General features: G+C 66.7%; 15 protein-coding genes. 12 read left to right on the top strand and 3 right to left on the bottom strand.

What is annotated here, in order from left to right; translation table 11 throughout:
• The first annotated feature begins 22 nt into the window (after window positions 1-22).
• Together CSW62_RS11140 and CSW62_RS11145 are read left to right on the top strand one after the other, a co-directional pair.
• A complete protein-coding gene (locus CSW62_RS11140) occupies window positions 23-1,480 on the top strand; it encodes a coniferyl aldehyde dehydrogenase (RefSeq protein ID WP_099577763.1) in 1,458 nt (485 codons plus the stop codon).
• Between the two features lie 46 nt (window positions 1,481-1,526).
• On the top strand, window positions 1,527-2,678 hold the full coding sequence (locus CSW62_RS11145) for a DUF563 domain-containing protein (RefSeq protein ID WP_099577765.1): 1,152 nt from the start codon (window positions 1,527-1,529) through the stop codon (window positions 2,676-2,678).
• Here the strand turns inward: CSW62_RS11145 and CSW62_RS11150 are convergent.
• Both CSW62_RS11150 and CSW62_RS11155 read right to left on the bottom strand, forming a co-directional pair.
• Window positions 2,675-2,956, bottom strand: a complete 282-nt coding sequence (locus CSW62_RS11150; protein WP_099582252.1) for a hypothetical protein — start codon at window positions 2,954-2,956, stop codon at window positions 2,675-2,677. The genes CSW62_RS11145 and CSW62_RS11150 overlap by 4 nt on opposite strands.
• A 183-nt stretch (window positions 2,957-3,139) precedes the next feature.
• On the bottom strand, window positions 3,140-4,801 hold the full coding sequence (locus tag CSW62_RS11155; protein WP_099577768.1) for a DEAD/DEAH box helicase: 1,662 nt from the start codon (window positions 4,799-4,801) through the stop codon (window positions 3,140-3,142).
• A gap of 203 nt (window positions 4,802-5,004) precedes the next feature.
• Between CSW62_RS11155 and CSW62_RS11160 the strand changes: the two genes are divergently transcribed.
• Both CSW62_RS11160 and mfd read left to right on the top strand, forming a co-directional pair.
• Window positions 5,005-5,298, top strand: a complete 294-nt coding sequence (locus CSW62_RS11160; RefSeq protein WP_099577770.1) for a succinate dehydrogenase assembly factor 2 — start codon at window positions 5,005-5,007, stop codon at window positions 5,296-5,298.
• 4 nt (window positions 5,299-5,302) lie between these two features.
• On the top strand, window positions 5,303-8,770 hold the full coding sequence (mfd, locus tag CSW62_RS11165; RefSeq protein ID WP_099577772.1) for a transcription-repair coupling factor: 3,468 nt from the start codon (window positions 5,303-5,305) through the stop codon (window positions 8,768-8,770).
• A gap of 710 nt (window positions 8,771-9,480) precedes the next feature.
• Here the strand turns inward: mfd and CSW62_RS11170 are convergent.
• Window positions 9,481-9,996: a GNAT family N-acetyltransferase gene (locus CSW62_RS11170; RefSeq protein ID WP_099577774.1), complete on the bottom strand. Its 516-nt coding sequence runs from the start codon at window positions 9,994-9,996 to the stop codon at window positions 9,481-9,483.
• A 141-nt stretch (window positions 9,997-10,137) separates the two neighbouring features.
• Here CSW62_RS11170 and secG point away from each other — a divergent pair, with 141 nt between their 5' ends.
• The 8 genes from secG to CSW62_RS11210 all read left to right on the top strand — a co-directional run bounded on the left by secG (window position 10,138) and on the right by CSW62_RS11210 (window position 18,490).
• The gene (secG, locus tag CSW62_RS11175) at window positions 10,138-10,683 is read left to right on the top strand and encodes a preprotein translocase subunit SecG (protein ID WP_099577776.1); all 546 of its coding nucleotides are present in this window, start codon (window positions 10,138-10,140) and stop codon (window positions 10,681-10,683) included.
• A 115-nt stretch (window positions 10,684-10,798) separates the two neighbouring features.
• Window positions 10,799-12,451, top strand: coding sequence for a CTP synthase (locus tag CSW62_RS11180; RefSeq protein ID WP_099577778.1), 1,653 nt, complete (start codon window positions 10,799-10,801; stop codon window positions 12,449-12,451).
• A gap of 115 nt (window positions 12,452-12,566) precedes the next feature.
• Window positions 12,567-12,749 carry a 50S ribosomal protein L32 gene (gene rpmF, locus CSW62_RS11185; RefSeq protein ID WP_010919589.1) on the top strand — a complete coding sequence of 61 codons (183 nt, stop codon included), beginning with the start codon at window positions 12,567-12,569 and terminating at the stop codon, window positions 12,747-12,749.
• A gap of 121 nt (window positions 12,750-12,870) precedes the next feature.
• Window positions 12,871-13,872 carry an aspartyl protease family protein gene (locus CSW62_RS11190; RefSeq protein ID WP_099577781.1) on the top strand — a complete coding sequence of 334 codons (1,002 nt, stop codon included), beginning with the start codon at window positions 12,871-12,873 and terminating at the stop codon, window positions 13,870-13,872.
• A gap of 116 nt (window positions 13,873-13,988) precedes the next feature.
• Window positions 13,989-15,269 carry a phosphopyruvate hydratase gene (gene eno / locus CSW62_RS11195; protein WP_099577783.1) on the top strand — a complete coding sequence of 427 codons (1,281 nt, stop codon included), beginning with the start codon at window positions 13,989-13,991 and terminating at the stop codon, window positions 15,267-15,269.
• Between the two features lie 359 nt (window positions 15,270-15,628).
• Window positions 15,629-15,931, top strand: a complete 303-nt coding sequence (locus CSW62_RS11200) for a septum formation initiator family protein (RefSeq protein ID WP_099577786.1) — start codon at window positions 15,629-15,631, stop codon at window positions 15,929-15,931.
• 166 nt (window positions 15,932-16,097) lie between these two features.
• The gene (gene pdhA / locus CSW62_RS11205) at window positions 16,098-17,129 is read left to right on the top strand and encodes a pyruvate dehydrogenase (acetyl-transferring) E1 component subunit alpha (protein WP_099577788.1); all 1,032 of its coding nucleotides are present in this window, start codon (window positions 16,098-16,100) and stop codon (window positions 17,127-17,129) included.
• Window positions 17,126-18,490: a pyruvate dehydrogenase complex E1 component subunit beta gene (locus CSW62_RS11210; protein WP_099577790.1), complete on the top strand. Its 1,365-nt coding sequence runs from the start codon at window positions 17,126-17,128 to the stop codon at window positions 18,488-18,490. Before pdhA ends, CSW62_RS11210 begins: the two co-directional genes overlap by 4 nt.
• The last annotated feature ends 100 nt before the right edge of the window (window positions 18,491-18,590 follow it).

Below are 18,590 nucleotides of genomic sequence, written 5' to 3' on the forward strand. Positions count from 1 at the left end.
CAGGGTAGGGGAGGCGAACATCATGAACGCACCGGTCAATCTGTCGTTCGACGCCCATAAGGCCGCGATGACCGACGTCCTGCAGCGTCAGAAGGCCGCGCATCTGCGCGATGGCGCGCCCAGTCTCGAGAAGCGCATCGACTGGCTGAACCGTTCGATCGACCTGCTGGTCGGCCACCAGGCGCAGATCGGCAAGGCGGTGAACGAGGATTTCGGCTCGCGCTCGCCCGAGGCCACGGCCTTGACCGATGTCGCCGGCTCGATCGGCCCGTTGAAGTTCGCGCGCGAGAACGTCGCCAAATGGATGAAGCCGGAGAAGCGCAAGACGACTCCGGCGATCCTGGGCTTGTTCGGCGCCAAGGCGACCGTGCAGTGGCAGCCCAAGGGCGTCGTGGGCGTGATCAGCCCCTGGAACTTTCCGGTCAACCTGACCTTCGCCCCGCTGGCCGGGGTGTTCGCGGCCGGCAACCGGGCGATGATCAAGCCGTCGGAATTCACGCCGGCGACCTCGGACCTGCTGAAGGCGATGTTCGCCAAGGCGTTCTCGGAGGAGGAAGTCGCGGTATTCGTCGGCGGACCCGAGGTTGGCCAGGCCTTTTCGGGACTGGCCTTCGACCATCTGGTGTTCACCGGCGCGACCTCGGTGGCGCGCCACGTGATGCGGGCGGCGGCCGAAAACCTGGTGCCGGTGACCCTGGAGCTGGGCGGCAAGAGCCCGGTGATCCTGTCGCGCGGGGCCGACATGGCCACGGCCGCGGCGCGGATCATGAACGGCAAGACCCTGAACGCCGGCCAGATCTGCCTGGCGCCGGACTATGTCCTGGCCCCGCAGGAAGAGGTCGAGAGCTTCGTCAAGGAAGCCCAGGCCGCCGTCGGCCGCTACTTCCCGACGATCAAGGACAATCCCGACTACACGGCCGTCGTCGCCCAGCGCCACTACGACCGGGTGAAGGGCTATGTCGACGACGCCCGGGCCAAGGGCGCGCGGGTGATCGAGATCAATCCGGGCGGCGAGGACCTGTCGCAGCAGGAGCACCGCAAGATCGCCCCGACCTTGATCCTGGACCCCACCGACGACATGACGGTCATGCAGGAGGAGATCTTCGGTCCGGTCCTGCCCGTGAAGGGCTACAAGACAGTCGACGAGGCCGTGGCCTATGTGAACGCCCACGATCGCCCCCTGGCGCTCTACTGGTTCGGCACGGACGAGGCCGAGAAGGACCGCGTGCTGGCGGGCACCACCAGTGGCGGCGTGACCGTCAACGACGTGATCTTCCACGTCGCCCAGGAGGACCTGCCATTCGGCGGCGTCGGTCCGGCCGGCATGGGCGCCTATCACGGCCACGACGGCTTCCGCGAGTTCAGCCACCGCAAGGCGGTGTTCCAGCAGCTGAAGAAGGACATCGCCCCGATGCTGGGCCTGCGCCCGCCTTACGGCGAGGGGATCCGCAAATACCTGGCGGGGCAGATCAAGAAGTAGGGCTCGAGACGTAGCCAAGCGCGGCGGGTCATGCTCCAAGCGGCGCATGACCGCGCCGCTGTCCCTGCGCCCCATCGTCGAAGCTCGCGACCTGCCGCCCATGCTGACGGCGGAGCTGCGTGAGCGGTTCAGGCGGGGCGAGACCGGGGTGGCGTTCGCGCCGGAGCATGACGCCTCCATCGGCGCGCCGCCGGGAACGCTGGCTGGGCCGCAGGCCGCCGTCTGGCCTCACGACATCGCGGCGCCCTTGCCGGTCAATGTTCCGGCGCTTTGCGCGGTCGGCGAGAGTTGGTGGTTCCCGCGGTTCGGGGGACTGATCGGCGTCGACGGGGCGCTCTACAACGCCACGATCGGCGAGGCCCGACATGGGTCGGGGGATCTGTCGGCCCTTCCGGGCGTGCTGGACCAGGCCACGCGCTTCGTTCCACCGGCGTCCGCGCCCGAGATCGAGGCCGGGGCGGTGTTCCTGCCGTGGGGCGGGACCTTCAACTACGGTCACTTCGTCATCGACGCCTTGCCGTCGCTGCTGGCGCTGGAGCAGGCAGGGCTGCTGGACGGGGTCCCGGTCCTCGCGCCCAAGCTGACCGCCTGGCAAGGCGACCTGATCGGCATGGCCTTTCCGGATCTGGAAATCCGCGAGGTCGCCGCGCCGGTCGCGCGGGTCAAGCGGGCAGTGTTCGCCACCAGCATGGACCACTTCCTGCACCACCCAAACGGCCTGGTCGCCGACGTCGCCCAACGCGTGCTGGCGCGCGCGCCGGCTGGGCGGGGCGCAAAGCGCGTCTATCTCTCGCGACGCGGTCAGTCGATGCGGGTGATGGTCGGCGAGACGGCGTTCGAAAAGGCGCTGGCGGCGCGTGGCTTCACGATCGTCAGGCCCGAGACCCTGAGCGCTGGCGAGCAGGTCGCGCTGATGCGCGAGGCCGAGGTGCTCGTCGGCGCCAGCGGCGCGGCCCTGGCCAATGCCGTCTTCCTGCCCAAGGGCGCGCGGGTCGTGGAGATCCAGCCGCTGAACTTCACCAGCCAGTGGGTGAGGGCGGCCTGTCGCCAGGTCGGAGTCGACTGGCGCGGCTATGTCTGCGCGTCGCCAGCTCCGGCGCGGCAGGCGCCGGTCCTGGCCAGGCTGCGTCGCGGCTTCAAGTTCGCCTTCAGGCCACCGCTCGACGACCTGCTGAGCGTCGTTGATCAGGCGCTCTAGAGGATGCCCTTGCGGCCCGGCGCCCACGGGTCGAGCGATTGCTGCTCTTCGCGCTTGACCATGCCGTAGTAGCCGGCAACCGAGACGATCACGAAGGTGACGAGGCCGCCCCAGAAGCCGCCCGGCGTCGCGAACCCTACCGTCAGTGCACTGATCGCCGAGGCCAGGCCCAGCATGCACCAGCGCAACAACACCGAGAACCCGTGATAGGTCTTCTCGTGCGCGATCAGCACGGCTTCCTTCTCGGCGAGCAGGGTGTCGGGTTCGATAGCGGCCATGTGCGGTCCTCCCTTTTTCTTGTGGGGCGCGACCGGCCTGTTCGGCGTGATCGAGCCGAAAACGAGCTTTATGATAACATCGTTCTTCGAATAGGCCATGCTTCGATATGGCGGGGAGCGGCCAAAAGAAAAGCGCCGGACGAGAGCCCGGCGCTTCTGCTTTTTCGGAAGATCGGCCGGGGCCTACTTGCCGCGCGGCGGACGCACCAGGAAGGCGGGGACGTCGTTGCCGAAGCCGACCACGCGACGGTCGTCGTCGTCGCGGTCGCGGATCGGTTGGACACCGCGCACCGGGCGCTCGGGACGTTCGCTGCGCTCAGGACGCTCGCTGGCGCGCTCGCTGCGTTCCGGACGGTCGGCGCGTTCAGCACGCTCCGGACGTTCGGCGCGGGCGGGCCGTTCCGTGCGTTCGGGGCGCTCGGTCTCGGCGGCCGGGGCGGCGGCGCGGGGCTCGCGCTCGCCACGGGGTTCGCGTTCACGGCGCGGGCGGCGCTCGCGGGCGGGACGTTCCTCGGCGACGGCGGCTTCGGGAGCCTCGACGGCGACAACGGCGGCCTCGACCGGCGCCTCGGCGGCGGCTTCCTCGGTGCGACGGCCACGGGCGCGCGGCGCCGGACGCTCGCTACGGTCGCCACGTTCGGGACGGTCGCGATCACGGCCGCTGCGCTTGCGATCGCGGTCGCCTTCGCGCTTCACCGTCACGGCGTTCGAATAGTCGAGGTCGAGCTTCTCTTCGTCCGGGGTCGAACCGATCAGCTTAACGACCTTGTCGAAGCCCTTGTCGTCGCCCGGGGTGACCAGCATGTAGGTGATGCCGGTGCGTCCGGCCCGGCCGGTGCGGCCGATGCGGTGGACGTAGTCGTCGGCGTGGTGCGGGACGTCGTAGTTGAAGACGTGGCTGACGGCCGGAATGTCCAGGCCGCGCGCGGCGACGTCCGAGGCCACCAGGATCTTCAGGGCGCCCGAACGGAAGTCCGCCAGGGTCTTCATGCGCTGCGACTGATCGAGATCGCCGTGGATGGCGGCGGCGTCGAAGCCGTGCACGCGCAGCGACTTGGCGACGATGTCGACTTCGGTCTTGCGGTTGCAGAACACGATGCCGGTCTCGATCTGGGCCTTCTCGATCAGCGCGCGCAGCGCCAGGCGCTTGGCCTTGGGATCGGAGGAGGGGACCTTGACCAGCAGCTGGGTGATGTTGGCGTTGGTCGTCGCCGGCTTGGCCACCTCGATCCGGACCGGATCCTTGAGGAACTGCTTGGTCAGGCGGGTGATTTCCGGCGGCATGGTCGCCGAGAAGAACAGGGTCTGCTTCTTGGGCGGCGTCATCTTGAAGATGCGCTCGATGTCCGGAATGAAGCCCATGTCCAGCATGCGGTCGGCTTCGTCGACGACCAGGAACTGCACGCCGGTCATCAGGAGCTTGCCGCGTTCGAAGTGGTCGAGCAGGCGGCCGGGGGTGGCGATCAGCACGTCGACGCCGCGGTCCAGCTTCTTTTCCTGGTCCCCGAACGACACGCCGCCGATCAGCAGCGCCCACGAGAGCTTGGTGCCCTTGGCGTACTTCTCGAAGCTGGAGGCGACCTGGTCGGCCAGTTCGCGGGTCGGGGCGATGACCAGGGCGCGCGGCATGCGGGCCTTGGCGCGGCCGTTCATCAGCTTGTCGATCAGCGGCAAGGTGAAGGCGGCGGTCTTGCCGGTGCCCGTTTGGGCGATGCCGAGAACGTCCTGGCCCGCGAGGGCGACCGGGATGGCCTGGGCCTGAATGGGGGTCGCAGTGGTATAGCCGGTATCGGCGACCGCCTGCAGGGTCGTGGGCGAAAGCCCGAGGTCGGAAAATTCGGTCATTTACACGCTGGTCTGAAACCCGGAGCCGCCCGTGCTTGGGCGAGCGGGCAGCGCGGATTCGCCAGACCTGCTCCGAAGTTGGGGATAAATAAGCCGAAAGTCGCCAAAGTCAATCTAGGCAAGGTGATAGGCGCCTTGGGAGCGTCATGTTGGGTCATCATGGAGTGGCGCAAGCGCGGACGCCGCTCTATATCCGCCGACACATGACCATCGACCACGACTCCCGCCTAAGGCGCCTTCGTTTCCGCGCCTGGCATCGCGGCTTCCGGGAAGCGGACCTCATTCTGGGCCCGTTCGCGGACGTCCATGGCCCGAAACTGACCCCTGAGCAGATCGACACCCTGGAAACCCTGCTCGAGGAGTCGGATCGCGAGATCTATGCCTGGATCGTCGGTCAGGAGCCGACTCCGGAAAAGTTCGAGACGGACGTGCTGGCGATGATCCGCGCGTTCCGGTTCGACGCGCACGCTTCGCGCCCGGTGGGGGATGGCGCTTAAGAGCATGGCCTACGACGCGAAACAGATCGCCAAGGCCGCAGGCGGCCTGACCCTGGCCGGCGCGCCGGAGGGCTTCGACGCGCTGGTGATGGCTGACATCGCCCGGGCGCGTGGCGGCCTGACCGCCTTCGTGGCCCGCGACACCGCCCGCGCCAACGCCTTCGTCGACGCCCTGAAGTTCTTCGCTCCCGAGATCGAGGCGGTGCTGCTGCCCTCGTGGGACTGTCTGCCTTACGACCGCATCGGCCCGTCCTCGGGCGTCTCGGCCACACGGATGGCGACCCTGTCGCGCCTGGCGCGGGGCCTGGGCGAAAAGAAGCCGGCCATCCTGGTCCTGCCCGCGCCGGCCCTGCTGCAGCGCGTGCCGACCAAGGACGTGCTGCTGCGCGCCAGCTACAGCGCCAGGGTCGGCAATGTCGTCGATATCAAGGACCTGGAGCGCTATTTCGCCGTCAACGGCTATGCCCGCGCCTCCACCGTCTCCGAGCGCGGCGAGTTCGCGATCCGCGGCGGCGTCATCGACGTCTATCCGCCGGCCGCCGAGGAGCCGGTGCGCCTGGACCTGTTTGGCGACACGCTGGAGAGCATCCGCGCCTTTGATCCAGAGACCCAGCGCTCGACCAAGCATTTGAAGGAGATCGACCTCCTGCCGGTCAGCGAGGCCCTGCTGGACGCCGAGGGCATCTCGCGCTTCCGCAAGGGCTATGTCGCCGAGTTCGGCGCGCCGGGCGATGATCCGCTGTACGCCGCCGTCAGCGAAGGCGGCCGCCGCGCCGGTCTCGAGCACTGGCTGCCGCTGTTCTACGAGCGGATGTCGAGCCTGTTCGACTACTTGCCCGCCGGATCGCTGATCGGCGTCGACCACCAGACCACCGAGTCGCGCGACGAGCGCCTGGCGATGATCCTGGACGCCTACGAGGCCCGGGCCAGCGCCGACCGCAAGTCGGCCTATCGCCCGCTGGCGCCGCAAGCCCTGTACCTGACCGCAGCGGAGTGGGATCGCGAGCTCACCGACCGCACCCATCGCCTGTTCACGCCGTTCCAGCCCCAGGGCCTGGACGTCGTCGACATGGGCGCCAAGCTGGGCCGGGTGTTCGCCGCCGAGCGGGCCCAGGACAGCGTCAACCTGTTCGAGGCCACCGCCGACCACGCCAAGGCCCTGGCCGCCGCCGGCAAGCGGGTGCTGTTCGGCTCATGGTCCGAGGGTTCGTCCGAGCGCCTGGGGACCATGCTGTCCGACCATGGCCTCAAGAAGATCCCCTATGCCGCCTATTGGCAGGCGGCGAAGGCCAATGACCCCAAGGTCCCGCAGCGCGTTGTGCTGCCGCTGGACCACGGCTTCGAGACCGAGAACCTGGCGGTCATCTCCGAGACCGACATTCTCGGCGACCGCCTGGCCCGCCCGCGCAAGAAGCGCCGCGCCGCCAACTTCCTGGCGGAAGCCAGCGCCCTGACGCCGGGGGATCTGGTCGTCCACATCGACCACGGCATCGGCCGCTATGAGGGCCTGAAGACCCTCGACGTCCAGGGCGCGCCGCACGACTGCCTTGACCTGATGTACGGCGGCGAGGCCAAGCTCTACCTGCCGGTAGAGAACATCGACCTGCTGACCCGCTACGGCGCGTCGGATCCGGATACGGTCCAGCTGGACAAGCTGGGCGGCGCCGCCTGGCAGGGCCGCAAGGCGAAAGCCAAGGAACGGCTGCGGGTCATGGCCGAGGGCCTGATCCAGATCGCCGCCGCCCGCCAGCTGAAGTCCGTCGAGGAGACCGACGCGCCGCAGGGCGTGTTCGACGAGTTCTGCGCCCGGTTCCCCTACGAGGAGACGGACGACCAGCTCAGCGCCATCCACGATGTGTTGGAGGACCTAGCGTCCGGCAAGCCGATGGACCGCCTGATCTGCGGCGACGTCGGCTTCGGCAAGACCGAGGTCGCCCTGCGCGCCGCCTTCGTGGTGGCGATGAGCGGCAAGCAGGTGGCGATCGTCTGCCCGACCACGCTGCTGGCCCGCCAGCACTACAAGACCTTCAAGGACCGCTTCCAGGGCTGGCCGGTCAAGGTCACGCGCCTGTCGCGCCTGGTCACCGGCAAGGAAGCCGCCGAAACCCGCGAAGGCCTGGCCAATGGTCAGCTGGAGATCGTGGTCGGCACCCACGCCATCCTGTCCAAGCAGGTGTCCTTCAAGGACCTGGGTCTCGTCATCGTCGACGAGGAGCAGCACTTCGGGGTCAAGCACAAGGAGAAGCTGAAAGAGCTTCGCGCCGATGTGCACATGCTGACCCTGACCGCCACGCCGATCCCTCGAACCCTGCAGATGGCGCTGTCGGGCATCCGCGAGATGTCGATCATCGCCACCCCGCCGGTCGATCGCCTGGCGGTGCGCACCTATATCAGCCCGTTCGATCCGGTGACCCTGCGCGAGGCCCTGCTGCGCGAGAAGTATCGCGGCGGCCAGTCCTACTACGTCGTGCCGCGCATCAAGGACCTGGAGGACATCGAGAAGTTCCTCCGCACCCAGGTGCCCGAGGTGAAGTACGTCGTCGGCCACGGCCAGATGGCCGCCACCCAGCTGGAAGACGTGATGACGGCCTTCTACGAGGGCCAATACGACGTGCTGCTTGCGACGACGATCGTCGAGAGTGGCCTGGATATCCCGTCGGCCAACACCCTGATCGTCCACCGCGCCGACATGTTCGGCCTGGCCCAGCTCTATCAGATCCGGGGCCGCGTTGGCCGCTCCAAGGCTCGCGCCTACGCCTATCTGACCACGCCGGTCGAGAAGTCCCTGACCCTGTCGGCCGAAAAGCGCCTGCGGGTGCTGCAGTCCCTGGACAGCCTGGGGGCCGGTTTCCAGCTGGCCAGCCACGACCTGGACCAGCGCGGCGGCGGCAACCTGCTGGGCGACGAGCAGAGCGGCCACATCAAGGAGATCGGTGTCGAGCTCTACCAGCAGATGCTGGAGGACGCCGTCGCCGAGCTGCGTCAGCGGCAAGGCCAAGAGGCCCTGCTGGAAGACCGGGGCTGGTCGCCGCAGATCAACACCGGCGCGGCCGTGATGATCCCGGACGAATACGTCCCCGACTTGAACGTGCGCCTGTCGCTCTATCGCCGCCTGTCCGACGCCGAGAAGGCCGCCGACCGCGAAGCCCTGGCCGCCGAGATGATCGACCGCTTCGGCCCGCTGCCGCCCGAAACCGACAGCCTGCTCAAGGTCGTCGCCATCAAGGGCCTGTGCCGCGAGGCCAATGTCGCCAAGATCGACGTCGGACCCAAGGGCGCGGTGGCCAGCTTCCGGAATGATAGTTACGCCAATCCGCTGGGGCTGATGCAGTACGTCGGCAAGAACAGCCTGATCTGGAAGGTGCGTCCGGACCAGAAGGTCGTGATCAAGGGCGAGTGGGACACTCCTGCGCAGCGTCTCGACGCGGCCGAGAAGATTCTCACCGTGCTGGCCAGGCTGGCCAAGGAGTAGGACGGGTCGCTAATCCCGTCGGCGCGCGGGTATTGAATCCCTCTCTCATAGAGAGAGGGAGGGGCCCGCGCCGCAGGCGTGGGAGGGTGAGAGGTTTCACCGGTGGCCGCGAAAACCGATATTGTTCAGCCGCTTACCGGGGCATTGCCCTGTCCGGATAGTTTGTAACCTCTCACCCTCCCATGCTGCGCATGGGCCCCTCCCTCTCTCAAAGAGAGAGGGTTTCAGGGGGATTCGACGAGCATTCGCCGCGCTGTGTCCCCGGCTTCAAAACCTGCCGTATTCTCTCTTCACCTCGTCGCGAGGAAAGGGCGCATGGCCAGCGACCGTTGCGGCGATGAGGGGCGATCGAGCGGGCGCGCTCGTCGGCGCGGGCTCAAGGCGACTTGGGGCCGCAACTGCACCATCCCCGAGGTAGTCGACCCTGGAACACAGAAACGACGGTGGATGCAGGCCGAGGAGAGCGACAGGGGAGCTGAAAGGCTCCTGACCGGGACCAGGCTTCGCGGCCGGGCCTGCCCGTCGGAGGCTTCAAGGGCGTCGAGGTGCGAACAGCATCGGGACGTCACGCTTCCGGATAACGACCGCGCGGAGCGTCGGGCTTCGTCGAAACGGTATTTCTAGTTTCCAACTCCGGACGCTGTCCGGCGCTCCGCATCCCTTTCCACACCTTCAGCGGCCGGGCCGCGTGAAGCGGCGGAGCCGTGGGTCTACAGCCGCAGCCCGTAGAGCCGTCGATCCCGACGCTCGCCGTCGCGGTGCACCGCGCCCTTCAGGTAGCCCTCGGCCTTGAAGCCCAGCTTGTCCAGAAGGCGCTCGGCGCGGTTGTCGCCGACGTGGATGCTGGCCACCAGGCTCTTGAGGCCGCTGCCTGCGGCATGGGCGAGCAGGGCGCTGACCGCTTCGGCGCCGAAGCCCTGGCCCCAGCCCTTGCGGTCGATGACGAAGCGAATCTCGGCCCGATCGTGACGCCGGTCGATGTCGACGAATTCGCAATAGCCCAGGTACTGGCCGCCCTGGGTGTGGCGGATGCTCCAGTAGGCGGCGTCGCCGGCGCTCATCTCGTCGACCTGCGCGGCGACGCGGCTAGCCACCTCGTCGGGATCCTCGATCGGCTCCTGGTCGAGGTTGGACATCACCTCGGCATCGCTGAGGAACGGATAGATCAGGGGCGCGTCGTCGACCGTCAGCGGCGTGAGGGTCAGGCGTTCGGTCTCGAGGATCATGCGGTGCGGCGGTCTGGCTTTCGGGGTTGCGTTTGGCGTCGCGCGTCCCAGCTATGGCGCGGAGCGCTCGCTAGTGGTAGAGGGGCCGCTTCGTTTTTAACGCGGCATTTCGCCCGCGCCCGGATCGAGAATACATTCCACATGCTTATCGGCGTCCTGCTGGCCATTAATATCGTCGTCTGCCTCTGCCTGATCGGCGTGGTGCTCATGCAGCGCTCCGAAGGCGGCGCGCTGGGCATGGGCGGCGGCAACACCGGTTTCATGACCGCCCGCGGCGCCGGTGACCTGCTGACCCGCATCACCTGGATCCTGTTCTCGGTCTTCCTGCTGATCAGCCTGACCCTGACCATCCTGACGGGGCGCGCCAATACCGGCGGTTCGGTGGCCGACCAGGTCAAGGGCCTCGACGCCAAGACCCTGAACGCGGCCCCGGCCCCGGTGGCGCCGACGCCCGGTTCGCTGAATTCGCTGCCGGCCTCGCCGGACAGCCAGCCGGGCGCGATTCAGGCCCCGACCCCGCAGATCAACACGCCGGCCCCGGCCGCCGCGCAACCGGCGCTGCTGGCGCCGACGCCCTCGGCGCCCAAGGCCGAGGCCAAGAAGCCGGCTCCGGCGGCCAAGGCTCCGGCCGCAGCCCTGGCCCCGACGGTCGCGGCGCCGCCGACGGAACAGCCCAAACAACAATAACCGTCCCAAGACGGCGCTTCCACTGACCCCCGAGGGCGACCTCGGGGGTTTAATCTTGTTGATGAACGCAGGTCTTTTCACCCGCGTCGTCGAATCACGGGTAATCTGATCGCCCATGACGCGGTACATTTTCATCACCGGCGGCGTGGTTTCCTCGCTTGGCAAGGGTTTGGCCTCGGCGGCGCTCGGCGCGCTGCTGCAAGCGCGTGGCTACACGGTTCGCCTTCGTAAGCTCGACCCCTATCTCAACGTCGATCCGGGCACGATGAGCCCGTATCAGCACGGCGAGGTCTTCGTGACCGACGACGGGGCGGAAACCGACCTCGACCTGGGTCACTACGAGCGCTTCACCGGCGTGTCGGCCAAGAAGGCCGACAACATCACGACGGGCCAGATCTACAAGACGATAATCGAGAAGGAGCGCCGCGGCGACTACCTCGGGGCGACCGTCCAGGTGATTCCGCACGTCACCAACGAGATCAAGGACTTCGTCCTGTCGCCCGCCATGGACGAGACGGGCAAGAAGCCGGTCGACTTCGTGCTGGTCGAGATCGGCGGCACGGTCGGCGACATCGAGGGCCTGCCGTTCTTCGAAGCCATCCGCCAGCTGCGCCAGGACCTGCCGCGCGGCCAGAGCTGCTACCTGCACCTGACGCTGCTGCCGTTCATCAAGACGGCCGGCGAGATGAAGACCAAGCCGACCCAGCACTCGGTCAAGGAACTGCGCTCGATCGGCATCCAGCCGGACATCCTGCTGTGCCGCTGCGAGCAAGAGATCCCGGCCGAGGAAAAGCGCAAGATCGCCCAGTTCTGCAATGTCCGCCCCAGCGCGGTCATCCAGGCGATGGACTCCTCGTCCATCTACGCCGTGCCGATCGACTATCACGAGCAGGGCCTGGACGCCGAAGTCCTCGACGTCTTCGGTATGCAGGACGCGCCAGAGCCCGACCTAGCGCGCTGGAAGACCATCGACGAGACCGTCCAGCATCCCGACGGCGAGGTCACCATCGCCGTGGTCGGCAAGTACACGGTGCTCAAGGACGCCTACAAGTCGCTGATCGAGGCCCTGCACCACGGCGGCCTGGCCAACAAGGTCAAGGTCAACCTGGACTGGGTCGAGAGCGAGACCTTCGAAGGCGACGAGGGCGCGGCCGCGGCCCGCCTGGAGAACGCCCACGCCATCATGGTGCCCGGCGGCTTCGGCGAACGGGGCGCGGAAGGCAAGATCCGCGCGGCCCAGTTCGCCCGGGAGCGCAAGGTGCCGTACTTCGGCATCTGCTTCGGCATGCAGATGGCGGTCATCGAGACCCTGCGGAACGTCGCCGGCATCAAGGACGCCAGCTCCTCCGAGTTCGGCCCTACCGAGCGTCCCGTGGTCGGCATCATGACCGAGTGGATCAAGGGCAACGAGACCGTCCAGCGTCGCGCCAACGACGACCTTGGCGGCACCATGCGCCTGGGGGCCTATGACGCCGTCCTGACCTCGGGATCGAAGGTCGCCGAGATCTATGGCTCGACCGAGATCAGCGAGCGCCACAGGCACCGCTACGAGGTCAATATCGGCTACGCCCACCTGATGGAGGACGCCGGCCTGAAACTGACCGGCCGCTCACCCAACGGCGTGCTGCCCGAGATCGTCGAGCGGGACGACCATCCGTGGTTCATCGGGGTGCAGTATCACCCGGAACTGAAGAGCCGTCCGTTCGCCCCGCACCCGCTTTTCGCCAGCTTCATCGCCGCGGCCAAGGAGCATGGTCGACTGGTCTAAAGCACGGTGTTGCATCCCCGAAGAGATTCGGGCATAAGCGCGCCCTCACGCGGCGACCTGGGCACCCCCGAGTCGCCGCTCTCGATTTTCACGCTCAACGAGCAGAGTCACTTCGATGGCCGTTCCTAAAAGAAAAACTTCGCCTTCTCGCCGGAACATGCGCCGGTCGCACCACGCCCTGGGCGCTAACTCGTTCATCGAGGACAAGGACACCGGCGAGCTGCGCCGTCCGCACCATGTCGATCTGAAGACCGGCATGTACAACGGCAAGCAGATCCTGACCCCCAAGGAAGACTAAGGTCTCCTTTCGTCAGTGACGATTTCGAAAGCGCCGCCTGGTTCGCCCGGGCGGCGTTTTTCGTCGTATTTTCGTCGTACGTGTAAAAAAGGTGTTAGCCTCCGCGCCGGGAGGTACGCCCATGCTCACACGCCGAAACATCACGGCGGGACTGGGGATTTCAGGACTAGGGCTTTCCGGGGCCGCGTCGACGGCCATGGCCCAGGCCATAACCCCCGCTTCCGTGCCTCAGACTCTGCCGCCGGCGACGACGCTGCCGGACGACGGCTTGCTGATCTTGGACGCCTCGCTGGACGACGATGACCGTCTCACCGTCGACGTCGAGATCAACGGGCGGGGGCCCTTCAACTTCGTGGTGGACACCGGCGCCGGGCGCAGCGTGCTAACTCCGGCCGTGGCCGAGAAGCTCAACCTGCCGGCCGGTCCCCAGATCATCATCCACGGCATCTCCAGCGCCATCACCAGTCCGACCGCGCGGATCGACAGCATGAAGGCCGGCGAAGCCCGCATGGGCGCGGCGGTGCTGCCCGTGCTGCCCTACGAACGGGTCGGGGCCGACGGTCTGCTGGGCGTCGACATCCTGGACCGGCGCAACGTCGTCATGGATTTCCGCAAGCGGCAGATCCTGATCCGCCGCAGCCAGTTCTTCTCGGAGATGACGCGCAGGGCCGACGAGATCTCGGTGCCGGCGGACGCCCGCTTCGGACGCCTGACCCTGACCGACGCCCGGATTTCCGGCACGCGCTCGGTCGCCTTCATCGATTCCGGCGGCGGCGTCTCGATCGGCAATCTGGCGCTTCAGCGAGCGATCGCCGCCAAGCGTCGTCGCACCTCGGACATCGTCAAGCCGGCGCGCCTGTTGACGGCTGGTGGCGAGGTCTATCTGGGCGAATTCCGCGTCGTGCCGTCGATCACCATGGGCAATCTGCAGCTGACCAACATCCCGATGGCCTTTGCAGATGTGCACATCTTCGACGTCTGGTCGCTGAACGACCGGCCAGCGGCCTTGTTGGGCGTGGACGTGCTGAAGCTGTTCGCCAAGGTCGAGCTGGACTTCGGCTCTGACCGCGTCCTGTTCAAGCTGGGCCAGAGGAGCGGGCTGACGCCGATCTACAACGTCTGAGGTCAGCTTCCGACTTCGTGACCGGCGATCAGTCGTTCGCCGAAAAGGAAGTCAAGTTGCGCCCGAAGCGCATGGCGGCTAAAGCCACCGCGCCTTTTGGCCTCTAGGAGCAGCTCATGACCGAGATCGTCGACATCATCGCCCGCGAAATTCTCGACAGCCGGGGCAACCCGACCGTCGAAGTCGACGTGATCCTGGACGACGGCGCGTTTGGCCGCGCCGCGGTTCCGTCGGGCGCCTCGACCGGCGCTCACGAAGCCAATGAGAAGCGTGATGGCGACAAGGCCCGCTACCTGGGCAAGGGCGTCCTGCAGGCCGTGGACGCGGTCAATGGCGAGATCTTCGACGCCCTGTCGGGCGTGGACGCCGAGGACCAGCGCCGCGTCGACAACCTGCTGATCGAGCTGGACGGCACGCCGAACAAGTCCCGCCTGGGCGCCAACGCCATCCTCGGCGTCTCGCTGGCGACGGCCAAGGCCGCCGCCGAGTCGGCCGGCCAGCCGCTCTACAAGTACGTCGGCGGCGTGAACGCCCGCGTGCTGCCGACCCCGATGATGAACATCATCAACGGCGGCGCCCACGCCGACAACCCGATCGACATCCAGGAATTCATGATCCTGCCGACCGGCGCCCCCAGCTTCCGTGAAGGCCTGCGCATGGGCGCCGAGATCTTCCATGCCCTGAAGAAGGCCCTGAAGGACGCCGGCCACAACACCAACGTCGGCGACGAGGGCGGCTTCGCCCCGAACCTGGCGTCGGCCGAAGCCGCGCTCGACTTCATCGTCAAGGCTGGCGAGAAGGCCGGCTACAAAGCCGGCGAGGACTTCGTCCTGGGCCTGGACGTCGCCTCGACCGAGTTCTTCAAGAACGGCAAGTACGAGCTGGAAGGCGAGGGCAAGTCGCTCGACCCGGCGCAGATGGTCGACTACCTGGCCGGCTTGGCCTCGAAGTTCCCGATCCTGTCGATCGAGGACGGCATGGCTGAGGACGACTTCGACGGCTGGAAGCTGCTGACCGACACTCTGGGCAAGAAGGTCCAACTGGTCGGCGACGACCTGTTCGTGACCAACCCCAAGCGTCTGCAAATGGGCCTGGATAAGGGTCTGGCCAACTCGATCCTGGTGAAGGTCAACCAGATCGGCACGCTGTCGGAAACCATCGACGCCGTCGATCTGGCGCACCGCCATGGCTACACCAGCGTCATGAGCCACCGCTCGGGCGAAACCGAGGACAGCACGATCGCCGACCTGGCCGTCGCGTTGAACTGCGGTCAGATCAAGACCGGCTCGCTGGCCCGCTCGGACCGCACCGCCAAGTACAACCAACTGCTGCGCATCGAAGAGATGCTGGACGACCAAGGTGTCTACGCCGCTCGCGCGGCGCTGAAGGGCCGCTAGGTCCTTTCAAATCGCTGAAACGGGCGAAGGCGCGGCTTCCGAAAGGGGCCGCGCCATTTGCGTTTTGGATGCGATTCTCGCCGCCGGGCCGGACTCCGAACGCGTTCCTCCGGTCCGCGACCGCGTTAACCCACAAATTTTCTAAAAGCGCTGCAGTGGTTTCAAACGAGACCATTTCTGCGCTGTTCGCGGTCGCGAAATGGCTTCGGCGGCGCAGTATCTAGATACGCGTGAAACGATCTCACGTGAAAGCATCGTTCGCCTGACCGGCGAACTGTCAAAGACCCTGCTCAACGCCTGGATTTAGAAGGCGTTAAGCACGGTCGGCGATCCTACGAATCCCTCTCTAGGGCCTTGAGATGTTCGCCCGACTGCAACCCTTCCTGCCGACTGCGGCGATCTTTTTCCTGATTTTCTACTTCGCCTTTCATGCTCTGACAGGTGATCGAGGCCTGCTGTCCATTTCGCAGCGCAATGCGGACCTCGCAGCAAAAACAAAGGAACTCAGGAAGATACGCGCGGAGAGGATGGACCTTGAGGCCCGTGCTCGTCTATTACGCAACGGCAGTCTGTCGGCTGATCTCCTGGAGGAACGCGCGCGTTCGCTTCTAGGATATGCCGACCCGAGGGACTATGTGATCCGGGTCAAGCGTCCGAGCTGACGGGTCGCCTATTCCTGGAATCGGCTGTCGGTCAGCTCGTGGATCACCCGATCCCGGATTGATCTTGGCAAGACACCAGAGCGCCTCCCACGCGGAACCGACGTTTTTTCGGCGGGTGGCGCTCTCAGGACGAAGGCCGCGATGAAGATTGGCCAGGGAGATTTGAATGGCGCGTACGCGCAAGGCTGAGGCCTCAGAGGGGAAGGCGGTAGACACCGGTGTCAACGCCTTCGTCGGCAAAGACGAACTCTTGAAATTCTATCAGGACATGCTGCTGATCCGCCGCTTCGAGGAGCGCGCCGGCCAGCTGTACGGCATGGGTCTGATCGGCGGCTTCTGCCACCTGTACATCGGTCAGGAAGCCATCGCGGTCGGCATGCAGTCGATCTCGCAACAAGGCGATCAGATCATCACGGGCTACCGTGACCACGGCCACATGCTGGCTGCCGGCATGGATCCCCGCGAAGTCATGGCCGAATTGACCGGCCGCGCCGGCGGTTCGTCCAAGGGCAAGGGCGGGTCGATGCACATGTTCGACGTCGCCACCGGCTTCTACGGCGGTCATGGCATCGTCGGCGCCCAGGTGGCGCTTGGCACCGGCCTGGCGCTGGCCAACCACTACAAGGGCAATGGCAATGTCTCGTACGCCTACATGGGCGATGGCGCGGCCAACCAGGGCCAGGTCTACGAGAGCTTCAACATGGCCCAGCTGTGGAAGCTGCCGGTCGTGTACGTGATCGAGAACAACCAGTACGCCATGGGCACCAGCGTCGAGCGCGCCGCCTCGGAAACCGCGTTCCACAAGCGCGGGACCTCGTTCCGGATCCCGGGCGAGGAAGTCGACGGCATGGACGTCGTCGCCGTCCGTGAAGCCGGCGCCCGCGCCACCGAGCACGCCCGCAGCGGCCAGGGTCCGTACATCCTCGAGATGAAGACCTACCGTTATCGCGGCCACTCGATGTCGGACCCGGCCAAGTACCGCACCAAGGAAGAGGTCGACGAGGTCAAGACGACCCGCGACCCGATCGACCACATCAAGGAACGCCTGGCTGCGGCCGGCGTCACCGAGGACGACCTGAAGAGCGTCGACGCGGACGTGAAGCGCATCGTCGCCGAAGCCGCCGAGTTCGCCCGCACGAGCCCCGAGCCTGATCCCTCGGAACTGTATACCGACGTCTACCTGGAGGCCGCTCAGTGACGGACATCCTGATGCCCGCGCTTTCCCCCACGATGGAGGAAGGCACCCTGGCCAAGTGGCTCGTCAAGGAAGGCGACACCATCAAGGCTGGCGACGTGATCGCCGAAATCGAGACCGACAAGGCCACGATGGAAGTCGAAGCCGTCGACGAAGGCGTGGTGGAAGCCATCCTGGTTCCGGCCGGCAGCGAAAACGTAAAGGTCAACACCCTGATCGCCCGCCTGAAGGGCGAGGGTGAAGCCGCAGCTCCGGCCGCTCCGGCTGCTGCTCCCGTCGCCGCTGAAGCCGCTCCGGCTCCGGTGGCGGCTGCTCCCGCCGCTGCAGGCCCGATCTCGGCCGCCTCGACCTTCGCCGATCCGGAAATCCCGGCCGGCGCGCCGATGAAGAAGATCACGGTCCGCGACGCTTTGCGCGACGCCATGGCCGAGGAAATGCGCCGCGACGACCGCGTGTTCCTGATGGGCGAGGAAGTCGCCCAGTACCAGGGCGCCTACAAGGTCAGCCGCGAACTGCTGCAGGAGTTCGGCGACAAGCGCGTCATCGACACCCCGATCACCGAGCACGGCTTCGCCGGCATGGGTGTCGGCGCGGCGATGGCCGGCCTGAAGCCGATCGTCGAGTTCATGACCTGGAACTTCGCCATGCAGGCGATTGACCACATCATCAACTCGGCCGCCAAGACGCTCTACATGTCGGGCGGTCAGATCAAGTCGTCGATCGTGTTCCGCGGCCCGAACGGCGCGGCCTCGCGCGTCGGCGCCCAGCACAGTCAGGACTACGCCGCCTGGTACGGCAATGTCCCGGGCCTTAAGGTCATCGCGCCCTATGACGCGGCCGACGCCAAGGGCCTGCTGAAGGCCGCGATCCGCGATCCGAACCCGGTCGTCTTCCTCGAACACGAGATGATGTACGGCCACGAGTTCGATATTCCGGACGTCGAGGACTGGGTCGTGCCGATCGGCAAGGCCAAGGTCCGCCGCGAAGGCACGGATGTCACCCTGGTCGCCTACAGCCGCATGGTGGGCTTCGCCCTGAAGGCGGCCGAGGAGCTGGAGAAGGAAGGCATTTCGGCCGAGGTCGTCGACCTGCGCACGATCCGTCCGATGGACCACGCCACCGTCCTGGAAAGCGTCAAGAAGACCAACCGCCTGGTCACGGTCGAGGAAGGCTGGGGCCCGATGGGCATCGGCGCCGAGGTCGTCGCCCGGATCACCGAGTTCGGCTTCGACTATCTGGACGCTCCGCCGCTGCGGGTGCACCAGGAAGATGTTCCGCTGCCCTATGCGGCCAACCTGGAAGTCCTGTCGCTGCCTTCGGTCGAAAAGATCGTCAAGGCGGCCAAGGCGGTCAGCTACCGCTAAGACCGGCGCGGCCCTTGCTCCTGGCGGGCAAGGGCCGCATCGTCCTGGCCAATGAATTCATCCCGCCGCAAGGCGGGGTATCGCGGACGGCGACCCGGTA

The organism is Caulobacter sp. FWC2, from assembly GCF_002742625.1.
GTDB lineage: Bacteria > Pseudomonadota > Alphaproteobacteria > Caulobacterales > Caulobacteraceae > Caulobacter.

What these genes read in the sequence shown, in the direction of transcription:
- CSW62_RS11140 (WP_099577763.1), top strand. Translation starts at nt 23, where the DNA reads ATGAACGCACCGGTCAATCTGTCGTTCGACGCCCATAAGGCCGCGATG.
- CSW62_RS11145 (WP_099577765.1), top strand. Translation starts at nt 1,527, where the DNA reads ATGACCGCGCCGCTGTCCCTGCGCCCCATCGTCGAAGCTCGCGACCTG.
- CSW62_RS11150 (WP_099582252.1), bottom strand. Translation starts at nt 2,956, where the DNA reads ATGGCCGCTATCGAACCCGACACCCTGCTCGCCGAGAAGGAAGCCGTG.
- CSW62_RS11155 (WP_099577768.1), bottom strand. Translation starts at nt 4,801, where the DNA reads ATGACCGAATTTTCCGACCTCGGGCTTTCGCCCACGACCCTGCAGGCG.
- CSW62_RS11160 (WP_099577770.1), top strand. Translation starts at nt 5,005, where the DNA reads ATGACCATCGACCACGACTCCCGCCTAAGGCGCCTTCGTTTCCGCGCC.
- mfd (WP_099577772.1), top strand. Translation starts at nt 5,303, where the DNA reads ATGGCCTACGACGCGAAACAGATCGCCAAGGCCGCAGGCGGCCTGACC.
- CSW62_RS11170 (WP_099577774.1), bottom strand. Translation starts at nt 9,996, where the DNA reads ATGATCCTCGAGACCGAACGCCTGACCCTCACGCCGCTGACGGTCGAC.
- secG (WP_099577776.1), top strand. Translation starts at nt 10,138, where the DNA reads ATGCTTATCGGCGTCCTGCTGGCCATTAATATCGTCGTCTGCCTCTGC.
- CSW62_RS11180 (WP_099577778.1), top strand. Translation starts at nt 10,799, where the DNA reads ATGACGCGGTACATTTTCATCACCGGCGGCGTGGTTTCCTCGCTTGGC.
- rpmF (WP_010919589.1), top strand. Translation starts at nt 12,567, where the DNA reads ATGGCCGTTCCTAAAAGAAAAACTTCGCCTTCTCGCCGGAACATGCGC.
- CSW62_RS11190 (WP_099577781.1), top strand. Translation starts at nt 12,871, where the DNA reads ATGCTCACACGCCGAAACATCACGGCGGGACTGGGGATTTCAGGACTA.
- eno (WP_099577783.1), top strand. Translation starts at nt 13,989, where the DNA reads ATGACCGAGATCGTCGACATCATCGCCCGCGAAATTCTCGACAGCCGG.
- CSW62_RS11200 (WP_099577786.1), top strand. Translation starts at nt 15,629, where the DNA reads ATGTTCGCCCGACTGCAACCCTTCCTGCCGACTGCGGCGATCTTTTTC.
- pdhA (WP_099577788.1), top strand. Translation starts at nt 16,098, where the DNA reads ATGGCGCGTACGCGCAAGGCTGAGGCCTCAGAGGGGAAGGCGGTAGAC.